13 protein-coding genes are annotated in these 14,688 nt (G+C 40.4%); 11 read left to right on the forward strand and 2 right to left on the reverse strand.

What is annotated here, in order from left to right:
• Positions 1-175 precede the first annotated feature (175 nt).
• A complete protein-coding gene (locus HMPREF3112_RS00005; RefSeq protein ID WP_021143466.1) occupies positions 176-673 on the forward strand; it encodes a sigma-70 RNA polymerase sigma factor region 4 domain-containing protein in 498 nt (165 codons plus the stop codon).
• A gap of 107 nt (positions 674-780) precedes the next feature.
• Here HMPREF3112_RS00005 and HMPREF3112_RS00010 read toward each other — a convergent pair whose 3' ends face one another.
• Positions 781-1,623: a mechanosensitive ion channel family protein gene (locus HMPREF3112_RS00010; protein WP_037605435.1), complete on the reverse strand. Its 843-nt coding sequence runs from the start codon at positions 1,621-1,623 to the stop codon at positions 781-783.
• A 142-nt stretch (positions 1,624-1,765) separates the two neighbouring features.
• Between HMPREF3112_RS00010 and tig the strand changes: the two genes are divergently transcribed.
• The 8 genes from tig to HMPREF3112_RS00050 all read left to right on the forward strand — a co-directional run bounded on the left by tig (position 1,766) and on the right by HMPREF3112_RS00050 (position 11,068).
• Positions 1,766-3,049, forward strand: coding sequence for a trigger factor (gene tig / locus HMPREF3112_RS00015; protein WP_002885606.1), 1,284 nt, complete (start codon positions 1,766-1,768; stop codon positions 3,047-3,049).
• Positions 3,050-3,206: 157 nt separating this feature from the next.
• Positions 3,207-3,782: a DNA-directed RNA polymerase subunit delta gene (gene rpoE / locus HMPREF3112_RS00020; RefSeq protein WP_002885605.1), complete on the forward strand. Its 576-nt coding sequence runs from the start codon at positions 3,207-3,209 to the stop codon at positions 3,780-3,782.
• Between the two features lie 252 nt (positions 3,783-4,034).
• A complete protein-coding gene (locus HMPREF3112_RS00025) occupies positions 4,035-5,639 on the forward strand; it encodes a CTP synthase (RefSeq protein WP_022496517.1) in 1,605 nt (534 codons plus the stop codon).
• A gap of 94 nt (positions 5,640-5,733) precedes the next feature.
• Positions 5,734-6,204: a DUF3013 family protein gene (locus tag HMPREF3112_RS00030; RefSeq protein ID WP_070437396.1), complete on the forward strand. Its 471-nt coding sequence runs from the start codon at positions 5,734-5,736 to the stop codon at positions 6,202-6,204.
• Positions 6,205-6,219: 15 nt separating this feature from the next.
• The gene (locus HMPREF3112_RS00035) at positions 6,220-6,687 is read left to right on the forward strand and encodes an NUDIX hydrolase (protein WP_070437397.1); all 468 of its coding nucleotides are present in this window, start codon (positions 6,220-6,222) and stop codon (positions 6,685-6,687) included.
• Positions 6,666-7,619: a 50S ribosomal protein L11 methyltransferase gene (gene prmA / locus HMPREF3112_RS00040; RefSeq protein WP_013989960.1), complete on the forward strand. Its 954-nt coding sequence runs from the start codon at positions 6,666-6,668 to the stop codon at positions 7,617-7,619. The genes HMPREF3112_RS00035 and prmA overlap by 22 nt, the downstream gene beginning before the upstream one ends.
• On the forward strand, positions 7,620-8,363 hold the full coding sequence (locus tag HMPREF3112_RS00045; RefSeq protein ID WP_070437400.1) for a 16S rRNA (uracil(1498)-N(3))-methyltransferase: 744 nt from the start codon (positions 7,620-7,622) through the stop codon (positions 8,361-8,363).
• A 164-nt stretch (positions 8,364-8,527) separates the two neighbouring features.
• Positions 8,528-11,068 (forward strand): bifunctional 2',3'-cyclic-nucleotide 2'-phosphodiesterase/3'-nucleotidase, encoded by a 2,541-nt coding sequence (locus HMPREF3112_RS00050; RefSeq protein ID WP_038675165.1) that lies wholly within the window; start codon positions 8,528-8,530, stop codon positions 11,066-11,068.
• Positions 11,069-11,109: 41 nt separating this feature from the next.
• Here HMPREF3112_RS00050 and nrdI read toward each other — a convergent pair whose 3' ends face one another.
• Positions 11,110-11,568, reverse strand: a complete 459-nt coding sequence (nrdI, locus tag HMPREF3112_RS00055) for a class Ib ribonucleoside-diphosphate reductase assembly flavoprotein NrdI (RefSeq protein WP_022496522.1) — start codon at positions 11,566-11,568, stop codon at positions 11,110-11,112.
• A 167-nt stretch (positions 11,569-11,735) separates the two neighbouring features.
• On the opposite strand from nrdI, the gene HMPREF3112_RS00060 reads away from it, so the two are divergent.
• Together HMPREF3112_RS00060 and dtd are read left to right on the forward strand one after the other, a co-directional pair.
• A complete protein-coding gene (locus HMPREF3112_RS00060) occupies positions 11,736-13,955 on the forward strand; it encodes a RelA/SpoT family protein (RefSeq protein ID WP_022496523.1) in 2,220 nt (739 codons plus the stop codon).
• Between the two features lie 12 nt (positions 13,956-13,967).
• Positions 13,968-14,411, forward strand: coding sequence for a D-aminoacyl-tRNA deacylase (dtd, locus tag HMPREF3112_RS00065; RefSeq protein WP_022496524.1), 444 nt, complete (start codon positions 13,968-13,970; stop codon positions 14,409-14,411).
• Positions 14,412-14,688: the final 277 nt, after the last annotated feature.

A 14,688-nucleotide genomic window follows, 5' to 3' on the forward strand; every position in this document is an offset into this window, starting at 1 on the left:
TCGAGTCCTACTGGCGGAGTATAGATTTCATTGCAGGACGTAGGTCTAGCTTTTTTTTGTTTTTATCACCTTTTATAGTGACATATATGTCACTATTTTATTTCTTATTTATCTCTTATAATAGGTCTCGTAATTAATTTAATTACAAAAATTATATCTATTAATAGGAGGTTGAATGGAACAAGAAGTTTTTGTTCACGCATATGAGGTTGTTAGGCCGATTGTACTTAAGGCTAGTCGACAATATTTCATCCAACTTTGGGACCAAGCTGATATGGAGCAAGAAGCTATGATGACGCTTTATCAGCTTTTAGAAAAGTTTCCTGAATTAAAGTCTGATGATGATAAGTTACGGCGTTATTTTAAAACGAAATTTAGGAATAGACTTAATGATGAGGTTAGAAGGCAGGAGTCTGTAAAACGACAAGCCAATAGACAATGTTATATTGAAATTTCAGATATTGCTTTTTGTCTTCCAAATAAAGAGTTAGATGCTGTTGATAGGCTTGTTTATGATGAGCAGCTTAATGCTTTCCGTAATCAGTTGTCTTCGGAAGATGCTACTAAGTTAGACCGTTTGCTAGCTGGGGAGTGTTTTAGAGGTCGGAAAAAGATGATTCGAGAGTTAAAATTTTGGATGGTTGATTTTGATCCTTACAATGAAGATGATTAATTCTTAATATAGAACCTTGACTGGCAATATTGTTTAATATGAATAAAAAACACTTCGAAAGTAGATTCATCTTATCTATCTTTTGAAGTGTTTTTAATGTAATGAATTTATTTTACTGCTATAGGGTTTCCAATAAATCTTGGAAGTTCAATATTTTCTTTGATTAGGGCTTCCTGGTAAAGTTTCAAGAAGTCTGCATAGATATGAGTTTGTTGTCCATTTTTTGTAAAGATATCAATACGAAATACCAGTTGTCCAGAAGGAGTTGTGCTTAATCCAATGATATTTGGTGCTCCACAGATTTGAGGATAGTTTTCAATGTTTTCTTGATTTACTTCTTGGATGATGCTTGTCACCTTATTGATATCGGTTGACGGATAGACTGGGATATCAATTTGAGCTCTCATATCCCCTCGAGATTTGTTGGATACAATTGTGATATTTCTGTTAGGTATAAAGTGGAGAGTTCCATCAAATCCTCGAATTTGAGTAGTTCGAATACCTACGGTTGAAATAAGGCCTGTAACGGGTCCTACTTCAACTGAGTCACCGACTTCAAATTGGTTTTCTAACAAGATGAAAAAACCATTAACGACATCTGATAGGAAGCCTTGAGCTCCTAGACCAAGAGCAACCCCAGCAAGTCCTGCACCAGCAAGGAGGCTAGATACTGGAACCCCAAGGATACTAAGAAGCCAGTAAACAAGGAAAAAGTATAGCACGTAGTTCATGCAATTGTGTAGTAAACGTTCAATGGTTTTTTGTCGAGCAGGTGTTTGAATTGTCCAAGCTAGAGAGCGTCCAACTGTATGTTTAAAAAGGAAGTTGATAATCTTCTTACTAAGAAGAAAGATGATGAGAAGAATGAGGAGCTTAATCCCTTTTGTAATGAGTACCATTAGGGTCTCTTCAAAATTAAATTGTTGGATGTATCTTTGTAAAATATTCATAGCTTTAGTTTATCAAAAATTTGAAAAAGTAACAGTTCCTAACGATTTTCTTGTGATTAAATTGGAGAAAAAAACTTTTAAAAGGCTTTGAAATATGGTAAACTAAACTGTATCTATAAAAAATTTTAAGGAGAATGACTACATGTCTGTATCATTTGAAAACACAGCCACTAACCGTGGTGTGGTGACATTCACTATCGGTCAAGATAAAATTCAACCAGCTTTGGATCAAGCGTTTAACAAGGTTAAAAAGAATTTGAACGCTCCAGGCTTCCGTAAAGGACACATGCCTCGTGCCGTATTTAACCAAAAATTTGGTGAAGAAGCTCTTTACGATGATGCTTTGAATGCAATTCTTCCAGCAGCTTATGAAGCAGCGATTGCTGAACTTGGTCTTGATGTTGTTGCACAACCAAAAATTGATGTAAAATCAATTGAAAAAGGTCAAGATTGGACACTTACTGCAGAAGTTGTTACAAAACCTGAAGTAAAACTTGGTGCATATAAAGATCTTGAAGTTTCAGTTGAAGCTTCTAAAGAAGTTACTGATGAAGAAGTTGATGCTAAGCTTGAAAACGAACGCAAAAACTTGGCTGAATTGGTCGTTAAAGAAGGTGCAGCTGAAAATGGCGACACTGTTGTTATCGACTTTGTTGGTTCAGTAGATGGTGTTGAATTTGACGGTGGTAAAGGTGAAAACCACTCTCTTGAACTTGGTTCAGGTCAATTTATCCCAGGATTCGAAGACCAATTGGTTGGAGCAAAAGCTGGTGATGAAGTAGAAGTTAAAGTAACTTTCCCAGAAGACTATCAAGCTACTGATCTTGCAGGTAAAGCTGCTGTATTTGTTACTAAAGTTAACGAAGTTAAAGCTAAAGAAGTTCCTGCTCTTGATGATGAGTTGGCTAAAGATCTTGACGATGAAGTTGAAACTCTTGATGAGTTGAAAGCTAAATACCGTAAAGAACTTGAAGCAGCTAAAGAAATCGCATATGATGACGCTGTTGAAGGTGCTGCACTTGATTTGGCTGTTGAAAACGCTGAAATCGTTGAATTGCCAGCAGAAATGGTTGAAGACGAAGTTCACCGTGCTATGAACGAATTCATGGGTAACATGCAACGTCAAGGTATCTCTCCTGAAATGTACTTCCAAATCACTGGTACAACTCAAGAAGATCTTCACAAACAATATGAAGCTGACGCTGACAAACGTGTGAAAACTAACCTTGTTATCGAAGCTGTTGCTGCTGCTGAAGGATTCGACGCTACAGAAGAAGAAATCCAAAAAGAAATCAATGATCTTGCAGCTGAGTACAACATGGAAGTATCACAAGTTTCTGCACTTCTTTCACCTGAAATGCTTAAACACGATATCACTATGAAGAAAGCTGTTGAAGTTATCACAAGCACAGCAAAAGTTAAATAATATGACTAAAATCAAGTTTCTGTTGAGACTTGATTTTTTCTTCTATAAATGCTTTGACTATTGACTCTTTTTAGCGTAAAATAAAAGGTAGCGAAAAATTGATTGCTGAGCTATTTCTGATGGAAACTAGCTTGAGTAAGAATGAAGGAGAACCACTTTGGAACTAGACGTATTTGCTGGACAAGAAAAAAGTGAATTATCAATGATTGAAGTGGCCCGTGCTATCTTAGAAACACGTGGTCGTGATAATGAAATGTATTTCAATGATTTGGTCAATGAAATTCAAAATTACTTAGAAAAATCGGATGCTGATATCCGCAATGCTTTGCCATTCTTTTATTCAGATTTGAATACGGATGGAAGTTTCATTCCACTAGGTGATAACAAATGGGGCTTGCGTTCATGGTATGCAATTGATGAAATCGATGAAGAGGTCATCACATTGGAAGATACTGATGAAAATGCACCAAAACGTAAGAACAAGAAAGTTAATGCCTTCATGGATGGTGATGAAGATGCCATCGATTATAATGACGATGATCCAGAAGACGAAAACTTCACACCTGATTCTGATAGTCTTGAATATGACGACGATAGCGAAGATGATGAGAAAGCTGAAGTGGAATCTTATGACTCTGAGTTGAATGAAATTATTCCAGATGATGATTTGGATGATGTTGAGTTGTCAGAAGAAGATGATGACGATGACTATGAGGATGAGTCAAACGACTAAGTTTTCATTGACAAATGGTCTTGGATAGTTTAGACTATTTATCGGGCACCTCTTTTGAAGAGGTCATGATTAAGGCTCCCAGAGTGAAACTCTTGGGGGTCATTTTTGTTTTTAGTCATTTACTGGACTTGTCTAAGGTGAGGTACTTTGTACTGCTCCAATCAGGTACTAGGAAAGGGCTGTCGTGATTATTTGAGTGGGTAATCAATCTACTATCTGTAGTTGTTTTGAATAATATTATAAGGAGTTAACATGACAAAATATATTTTCGTCACTGGTGGTGTGGTATCTTCAATTGGTAAAGGGATTGTAGCTGCAAGTCTTGGACGTTTGCTTAAGAACCGTGGTCTTAAGGTTACGATTCAAAAATTCGATCCTTACATCAATATTGACCCAGGGACAATGAGTCCTTACCAACACGGTGAAGTTTATGTCACTGATGATGGTGCTGAAACTGACCTTGACCTTGGTCACTACGAACGTTTTATTGATATCAATCTTAATAAATACTCTAACGTGACTACTGGTAAGATTTACAGCGAAGTTTTGCGTAAGGAACGTAAAGGGGAGTATCTTGGTGCGACTGTTCAGGTGATTCCGCATATCACCGATGCTTTGAAAGACAAGATTAAGCGTGCAGCGACAACGACTGATTCAGATGTCATTATCACTGAAGTTGGTGGTACGGTTGGGGATATTGAAAGTCTTCCATTCCTTGAAGCTCTTCGTCAAATGAAGGCTGATGTGGGTTCTGATAATGTTATGTATATCCACACAACGCTTCTTCCTTATTTGAAGGCTGCTGGTGAAATGAAGACAAAACCAACGCAACACTCTGTTAAGGAATTGCGTGGTTTGGGTATCCAACCAAATATGTTGGTTATTCGTACAGAACAACCTGCTGGTCAAGGAATTAAGAATAAATTGGCTCAGTTCTGTGATGTTGCACCTGAGGCTGTTATCGAATCACTCGACGTGGAACATATCTATCAAGTGCCACTTAATATGCAGGCTCAAGGTATGGATCAAATCGTTTGTGATCATTTGAAACTAGATGCTCCAGCTGCAGATATGACAGAATGGTCTGCTATGGTTGATAAGGTACTTAATCTTAAGAAGACAACTAAGATTGCCCTTGTCGGTAAGTATGTGGAGCTTCACGATGCTTACTTGTCAGTGGTTGAAGCACTTAAACACTCTGGTTTGGCAAATGATACTGCTATTGATATTGACTGGGTCAATGCTAATGATTTGACTGCTGAAAATGTTGCCTCTCGTTTGGCTGATGCTGATGGTATCATCGTTCCTGGTGGTTTTGGTCAACGTGGTACTGAAGGAAAGATTCAAGCTATTCGTTATGCACGTGAAAATGATGTGCCAATGTTGGGTGTCTGTCTTGGTATGCAATTGACATGTATTGAGTTTGCTCGTCATGTCCTTAACTTGGATGGCGCTAATTCAGCTGAGCTTGATCCAAACACAAAATATCCAATTATCGATATTATGCGTGATCAAATTGACATTGAAGACATGGGTGGTACTCTTCGTCTCGGTCTTTACCCATGTAAGTTGAAACCAGGTTCTAAGGCTGCTGCAGCTTATGGCAACCAAGAAGTTGTTCAACGTCGTCACCGTCACCGTTATGAATTTAATACTAAGTTCCGTGAACAGTTTGAGGCTGAGGGCTTTGTATTCTCAGGTGTGTCACCAGATAATCGTTTGATGGAAGTTGTAGAACTCCCAGACAAGAAATTCTTTGTGGCAGCACAATACCACCCAGAATACCATAGCCGTCCAAACCATGCTGAAGAACTTTACACTGCCTTTGTGACAGCAGCGGTTGAAAATGCTAAATAATAAACTAGGACAGAGTGGGGCAGCCTACTCTGTTTTTTATTGGCTCCTTTTATGCTAAAATAAAGGGAATAATAAGAAAGAACGAGGAAAACAAATGGCTAAATTCGGCTTTTTGTTAGTATTAGAAGAAGAATTGGATAAGCACCTGGACTATGATTTCGCTATGGACTGGGATAAAAAGAATCACGCTGTAGAAGTAACGTTTATCCTAGAAGCACAAAACAGTAGCAATGTGGAGACTATTGATGATAAGGGTGAAGTGTCTGATGAAGATGTCATTTTTGAAGACTACGTGCTCTTTTACAATCCAGAAAAATCGCGTTTTGATGAAGAGGACTACCTAGTGACAATCCCATATGAACCTAAGAAAGGTCTATCTCGTGAGTTTTTGGCCTATTTTGCAGAAACCCTAAATGAGGTGGCGACAGAAGGATTGAGTGACTTGATGGATTTTCTATCTGAAGATGGACCTGAGGAATTCGGTTTGGTTTGGGACAATGAAGCTTTTGAAAAAGGGAAAGCTCAACTTGAAGAGAAGGAATTTTTTGCTTATCCAAGGTATTAAAGGGAGCGAAAAGGGATGGATGCTTATTTAAAAAATCAGTTTGATTTTACAGGTGTTAAGGTTGCCTTACTCGTAGAGCAAAGTATTTTGGTCATTCTCAGAGCTAATAAACCAGATATTCCTTGGCCAAATACATGGGAGTTGCCAGGTGGTGGAAGAGAAGGTCAAGAAACGCCTCTTGAATGTCTTCAACGTGAGGTTTGGGAGGAGCTGGGCTTGACTTTGACAGAGGAATCGATTATTTGGTCGAAAATCTATCCTAGTATGTTGGATAAAGATAGGTCAGCTGTCTTTGTGGTTGGCCGAATTAGCCAAGAGCAGTATCGTGAGATTCGTTTTGGTGACGAGGGGCAGGAATTTAAACTAATGCCTGTAGAGGATTTTATAAAAGCAGAAGGTGTCATTCCCCAGTTACAGGAACGCTTTAAAGATTATTTATCAGAAAAGGAAGAAAATAATATATGGACAAATGGCAAGAACTAACGATTGAGGTTAATCGTGAGGTCGAAGAGGCGGCTTCTAATATTTTAATTGAATCTGGTAGTCAAGGTGTGGCTATTGATGATAGTGCAGATTATTTGGAAAATGCGGACCGTTTTGGTGAGCTTTATCCTGAGGTTGAACAGGTTGAGACGGTTAAAATTACGGCTTATTATCCGGAGTCAGCAGATATCGAAGCTATTACTAAGCAGGTTAATGAGCGTTTGGCTGAGTTGACGGATTTTGGTCTTGAAACTGGAGATATTCACTTGGCTACTCAAGAATTGGTTGAAGAAGACTGGGCTGAGAATTGGAAGAAGTACTATGAACCAGCTCGCATTACCCATGATTTGACTATCGTACCGTCATGGACGGATTATGAGGCATCAGTAGGTGAGAAGATTATCAAGCTAGATCCTGGCATGGCCTTTGGAACCGGAACACACCCAACGACTAAGATGAGTCTTTTTGCACTCGAACAGGTGCTTCGTGGTGGTGAGACTGTGATTGATGTGGGAACTGGTTCGGGTGTCCTCTCGATTGCTAGCTCTCTTCTTGGAGCTAAGGAAATCTATGCCTATGACCTTGATGATGTGGCGGTTCGAGTGGCACAGGAAAACATTGATATGAATCCTGGCATGGAAAATATCCACGTTGCTGCAGGTGACCTTTTGAAGGGTGTAACTCAAGAAGCTGATGTTATTGTGGCTAATATTTTGGCGGATATTCTCATCCATCTGACGGAAGATGCCTACCGTTTGGTTAAGGATGAAGGTTATTTGATTATGTCAGGGATTATCTCTGAAAAATGGGATATGGTGCGTGAATCGGCTGAGAAAGCTGGTTTCTTCCTAGAAACTCACATGGTTCAGGGAGAGTGGAATGCTTGTGTCTTCAAGAAGACAGATGATATTTCAGGTGTGATCGGAGGCTAAATGCAACAGTATTTTATAAAGGGGCAAGTTGAAAATCCAGTAATCATCAAAGACAAGGATACTGTAAAGCATATGTTTAACGTTATGCGTTTAACAGAGGATGATCAGGTTGTCTTGGTTTTTGAAGACGGTATCAAGCGTCTTGCACGTGTGACTGACCGTGAGAATCATATCTTTGAAGTGATTGAAGACTTAAATGATAATGTTGAGATGCCTGTATCTGTAACCATTGCCTCTGGCTTTCCCAAGGGAGATAAGCTAGAGTTGGTGACACAAAAGGCAACAGAGCTTGGAGCTCAGGCTATTTGGTCCTTCCCTGCCGACTGGTCTGTGGTCAAGTGGGATGGTAAGAAGCTTGCCAAGAAGGAAGATAAACTTGCCAAGATTGCTCTAGGAGCTGCAGAACAATCCAAGCGTAATCGTGTGCCAGAAGTTAGATTGTTCGAGAAGAAGGGAGAATTTCTATCAGAATTAGATAATTTTGATAAGATTTTTATCGCCTATGAGGAAACAGCCAAAGCAGGCGAGTTGGCTACTTTAGCTCGTGAGTTGGCTCAGGTAGAGAATGGTCAGAAAATTCTCTTTATCTTTGGACCAGAAGGTGGTATTTCTCCGTCTGAGATTGATGCATTTGAAGAAGCTGGTGGCCTTAAAATTGGCCTTGGACCGCGTATTATGCGGACGGAAACGGCTCCTCTCTACGCTTTGAGTAGTGTCAGTTATGCCCTAGAATTGAATAAATAAAAGAAAGTTGGCCTTGTTCCAACTTTTTTGTATTTGACACTTTTAAGCTAAGATTGAATCTTGTCATTGGTTTTGTATGACAAATCGAGTATTTCTAAAAAAGTTGATAATCTTATATAGGTTTAATATAATTGTATTATCTTTATAAAAGGGGAAGATTTTTAATGAAAACGAATCGTTATGTGACTCAATCCGCTGTGGTTTTGGGCCTCTTTGCTCTCTTGACTGTGCCACAAGTCGTAGGGCAAGCCGATGAAGCAACGGCACCAGTACCAACTGCTTCTACCGAAACTGTGGCAGATAGTGGTACTTCTGTAGTATCAGGACAAGGAACTTCTGGGACAGCTGTTCAAGGAGGAACAGAGACTGTCTCTGCTACACCAACAACAGTAGCGACAAATGCGTCTGCAGAGCCATCAGCTAATACCTCAACGACCCAAGCAAGTCAAGAAGCCAGTGCTGTTTTGACGAATGCCAATCAGGTGACACCAGCAGTGCCAGTACAGGCTGAAACTGTAACAGAGCCTGCTCATGAGGGGCAGACCGTTGATATGCAGATTTTGTCAACAACAGACCTTCATACCAACTTGGTTAACTATGACTATTATCAAGATAAGCCGTCTCAAACAGTTGGTTTGTCTAAAACTGCTGTCCTTATCAAAAAAGCTCGTGAAACTAATCCAAATACGGTCTTAGTGGACAGTGGGGATACGATTCAGGGGACTCCTTTTGGGACTTATAAGGCCTTGATTGACCCTGTTGCCCAAGGTGAGACTCACCCTATGTACAAGGCTTTCGAGATGCTTGGGTATGACGCCGAAACGCTTGGAAACCACGAGTTTAACTATGGCCTAGAATTTTTGGATCGCATGGTTAAGGCTGCTAAGATTAATATTATCAATGCCAATGTGCGTAATGCTCAGACTGGTGATTACTATTACAACCCTTATAAGATTGTTAACAAGACCTTTACTGATACGGACGGCAAACAGGTAACACTAAAAATCGGTATTACTGGTGTCCTTCCAACACAGATTTTGGTTTGGGATAAGGCCAACCTTGAAGGTAAGGTAACCGTTGATGATCCAATGGAGGCTGTTAAGGCTATCGTTCCTAAGATGAAGGCTGCAGGAGCTGACTATATTCTTGTTGCTGCTCACTCTGGTATTGGTGATAATGAATACACTAAGAACGAAGAAAATGAGGGTTACCAAATTGCTGGTATCGAAGGCGTTGATGCTGTTGCGACAGGGCATTCTCACGCTGATTTCCCAAATGGAGATGGCACAAGTTTTTATGCGAAATATCCTGGTGTAGATGATGTCAATGGTATCATCAATGGGAAACCTGTGGTTATGGCTGGTAAATTCGGAGATCATCTAGGTATCATGGATGTTAAATTGACTTACACGGACGGCAAATGGAAAGTTGTTAACAGTAAGGCTAAGCTTGAAAAGATTGATACTAAGTCAGATGTTGCGGACAAGGACTTAATTGACATGGCAGCTCATGACCATAATGGAACAATCAACTATGTTCGTAAGGAAGTTGGTGAGACTACTGCACCAATTACTAGCTACTTTGCTCAGGTTCAGGATGATCCATCTATTCAAATCGTTAATAATGCACAACTATGGTATGCTAAAAAACAAGTAGCGGGAACAGCAGATGAGAATCTCCCAATCCTCTCAGCGGCTGCACCTTTCAAGGCAGGGACTCGTGGGGATGCGACCTACTATACCGATATCCCAGCTGGTCCATTGGCCATTAAGAACGTCGCAGATCTCTACCTCTACGACAATGTTACTGCCCTACTCAAAGTGACTGGGGCACAAATTAAAGAATGGTTGGAAATGTCTGCAGGACAGTTCAATCAAATTGATCCTAACAGCAAAGAACCACAGCAACTCATTAACAGTAGCTATCGCTCATACAATTATGATGTGATTGATGGGTTGACTTATAAGTTTGATTTGACACAACCTAACAAATACGATCGTGAAGGTAAGTTGGTTAATCCAGACGCTAGTCGTGTTCGTGACTTGGCTTATCAAGGGAAACCTATTGATTTGAATCAGACTTTCCTTGTCGTGACTAACAACTATCGTGCGACTGGTAACTTCCCTGGTGTTAAAGATGCTGCCGAAAAACGCCTCCTCAATCTTGAGAATCGTCAGGCCATCATTGATTATATCGTTAGCGAGAAGACAATTAACCCAACTGCCGATGGAAATTGGAGTTTCGTCCCTAATATTACGAATGCAGATATCCGTTTTGCTTCATCTGACAATGCGCGTGCCCACCTTGCTGGTCAGGATGCCATTAGTTATGTAGGACCATCAACACAAGCCGGATTTGCAGAGTACCGCTTGATTGTTAAGGAAAAGGCAAATCAAGTTGAGGATACGACTAAGAAAGAATCTGAGAAGTCACCAAAAGGTTCTGAGACAGCGGATCAAACTAAGCGTGAGACACCAAAAGCTACTGTAGGTGCTAGCGTGGCTAAACCTGCCCCAGCTATCCAATTGTCAAATGCTCAAGTCGTTATCTTGCCTCAAGCTCAAGTACAAGAAGCCCAAGGTTCAAGTTCAGTTAAGGCCTTGCCAAACACTGGTTCAGACGAATCTGTGTCAGCAACTTTAGCTGGTCTGGTTCTTATGACCTTGGCTGGATTCTTTGGAATCAAAAAACACGAAAAAAATTAAGCAAAGGAAAAAGCCCCTATCAGGGCTTTTTTGCTCTAGTTTTAGCGTTGGTTAAAGTTCTTTTGTGCTTCTAGGATAATAGGTGCCAGACGTTCTATATCGGACTGTGTACCGCGTAGCTCGAAGTCTCCCAACATTGGGAAACCAAAACGTTGACTGTACTGTTTGGCGGTTAGGCAGTACTGGTTATTGAAGTTACGGTTACCAGAACCGATGATACCAAAGCAACGTTTGTGATTATCATGGGCTGCGATAAAGTCCCCCAGTGGATTGGTTAGGATCTCAACATCCCCATTGTCAACGCCATTTCCTCCTTCAAGGTAGGTTGGTAAGAGTGCGACAAAGGGTTCATCTACTTGGAAGGTTTCATGATTAAGCTCTTTAATATTGATTTGGCGACATTCAATCCCGTGGTTGAGGGATAGATAGTCAGACATACGTTTGACAAAGCTTTGGGTATTGCCGCTTAGACTAATATAAACGAGGGTAAGTTGAGACATAAGCGTCCTCTTTCTATCTATATCTTGTGTTTGTTCAATCATTCTAACACAAGATATTGTGCTTTTCAAGTAAGCTCCTTGCGCTTAAGAATTGCCTATCTAGCTCTTTTTCTTTACTTGTAAAAGTGATAAAATAAAGGTTATTAAAAGAAGCGAAGGAAGAAATCATGGCTAAAGATAAAAATGTAACAGGAGAAGAAATTTTAGACATTTGCTCGGCCTATATGTCAGCAGATGATTTGAAATTAGTTGAAAAAGCCTGGCATTATGCGACAGATGCTCATAGTGGGCAATCTCGTCAGTCAGGAGAACCTTATATTATTCACCCTATTCAAGTGGCAGGTATCCTGGCAGATCTCCATCTTGATGCAGTGACAGTAGCCTGTGGTTTCTTACACGATGTCGTTGAAGACACCGAAAAAACGCTTGATGATTTGGAAGCGGATTTTGGTACGGATGTACGAAATATCGTGGACGGTGTTACTAAGCTTGGTAAAGTTGAGTACAAGTCCCACGAGGAGCAGTTGGCTGAAAATCACCGTAAGATGCTTATGGCCATGTCTAAGGATATCCGTGTCATCTTGGTTAAATTGGCCGACCGTTTGCACAATATGCGTACCCTTAAGCATCTTCGTAAGGATAAGCAAGAGCGCATTTCTCGCGAAACTATGGAAATCTATGCTCCTTTGGCCCACCGTTTAGGTATTAGCCGTATCAAATGGGAACTGGAAGATATGGCCTTCCGTTACCTTAATGAGGTGGAATTCTACAAGATTTCTCACATGATGAAGGAAAAACGTCGTGAGCGTGAGGAACTTGTGGACGAGATTGTCGATAAAATTAAGACCTACACAGCTGAACAAGGACTTGTTGGTGATGTGTATGGTCGTCCAAAGCATATCTACTCTATTTACCGTAAGATGCGCGACAAGAAAAAGCGCTTTGATCAAATCTATGATTTGATTGCCATCCGTTGTGTTATGGAGACGCACAGTGATGTTTACGCCATGTTGGGATACATCCATGAACTCTGGCGTCCGATGCCTGGCCGTTTTAAAGACTATATTGCCAATCCTAAATCCAATGGTTACCAGTCTATCCATACAACGGTTTATGGACCAAAAGGGCCTATTGAAATCCAAATCCGTACCAAGGAAATGCACCAAGTTGCCGAATACGGGGTTGCAGCTCACTGGGCTTACAAGAAAGGTATCAAGGGCAAGGTAGATTCGAAAGAGTCTGCTTTGGGAATGAACTGGATTAAAGATCTTGTTGAACTTCAAGACGCCTCAAATGGTGATGCTATGGGGTTTGTTGACTCTGTTAAAGAGGATATCTTCTCGGAGCGTATTTATGTCTTTACGCCAAATGGTGCTGTTCAGGAACTGCCTAAAGATTCAGGACCTATTGACTTTGCCTATGCCATCCATACCCAAGTTGGTGAGAAGGCCACAGGTGCTAAGGTTAATGGCCGTATGGTGCCCTTGACAGCCAAACTCAAGACAGGTGATGTGGTTGAGATTGTAACTAATGCCAATTCCTTTGGTCCTAGCCGTGACTGGATTAAGATGGTCAAGACCACCAAGGCCAGAAATAAAATTCGTCAATTCTTTAAAAATCAGGACAAGGAAGCCTCTATCACCAAGGGTCGTGAGCTTTTGATTGCCTACTTCCAAGAGCATGGCTATATTGCCAATAAGTACCTAGACAAGAAACATATTGAGGAAATTCTCCCTCGTATGAGTGTGCGTAGTGAAGAAGCTCTTTATGCCGCTGTTGGTTTTGGTGAAATTAGTGCTGCTGCTGTTTTCAATCGTTTGACGGAAAAAGAACGCCGTGAGGAAGAGCGTGCGAAGGCAAAAGCTGAAGCTGAAGAGCTAATGAACGGTGGCGAAGTTAAGACTGAGAAGAAAGAAGTTCTTAAGGTTAAGAGTGAAAATGGCGTCATCATTCAAGGTGCTTCAGGCCTCCTCATGCGTATCGCTAAGTGCTGTAACCCAGTACCTGGAGATGAGATTGAAGGATATATCACCAAGGGCCGTGGAATTGCAATTCACCGTTCCGATTGTAATAATATCAAGAGTCAAGAAGGTTATGAGCAACGTTTAATCGAAGTGGAGTGGGATGAACGTAATGCCAATAAATCTTATTTGGCAGAGATTGATATCTATGGTCTTAACCGTTCTGGTCTGTTGAATGATGTTCTTCAAATCTTGTCAAATACGACCAAGAGCATTGCTACGGTTAATGCACAACCGACTAAGGACATGAAGTTTGCCAATATTCACGTTAGCTTTGAAATTGCAAACCTTATTGAATTGACTGGTCTTGTGGATAAGATTAAAATTATTCCTGACGTTTACAGTGTTAAACGTACGAATGGGTAAGGAGTTACTGCGATGAAGATTGTAATTCAGCGCGTGCAAAGTGCCTCTGTAGTTATTGAGGATTCTACGGTTGGCGCTATTAAGCAGGGGCTCTTACTATTGGTCGGAGTTGGTCCCGAGGACACCAAAGAGGACCTAGAGTATGCAGTTCGTAAGATTGTCAATATGCGTATTTTTTCAGATGAAGATGGCAAGATGAATCTTTCTGTTAAGGATGTTGGTGGCCAGATTTTGTCGATTTCTCAGTTTACGCTTTTTGCAGATACGAAAAAAGGGAATCGACCGGCATTTACAGGTGCTGCAAAGCCTGACATGGCTAGCCAGTTCTATGACGATTTCAACCAATCCTTGTCAACTCATGTTCCTGTAGAAAGAGGACGCTTTGGCGCAGATATGCAGGTTAGTTTGGTCAATGACGGACCTGTGACCATTATTTTAGATACCAAAAATCGATAAACAAACCATTTCTCGCCTTGTGTGAGAGGTGGTTTTTTATTCTCATCGCAGGAACTATTTAGGTGATGGATTTTCATTATTTGGGATTTATTTTTTTATTTTAAGTAGACTGAATCAAGTGAATATTTAATGAAATTAGAAAATGTTGCTCTCAAATTTCTGAAAAAACCTGACCATTCATGATGAAAAAATTACCGTTTACGAGGATTACCGGAAATTCCCTTGTCTTACAAAAAAGATTAAGTTAACATTAGTTTCATAAGAAACACCAAGCGAT

The organism is Streptococcus sp. HMSC10E12 (assembly GCF_001807855.1).
Lineage (GTDB): Bacteria > Bacillota > Bacilli > Lactobacillales > Streptococcaceae > Streptococcus > Streptococcus salivarius.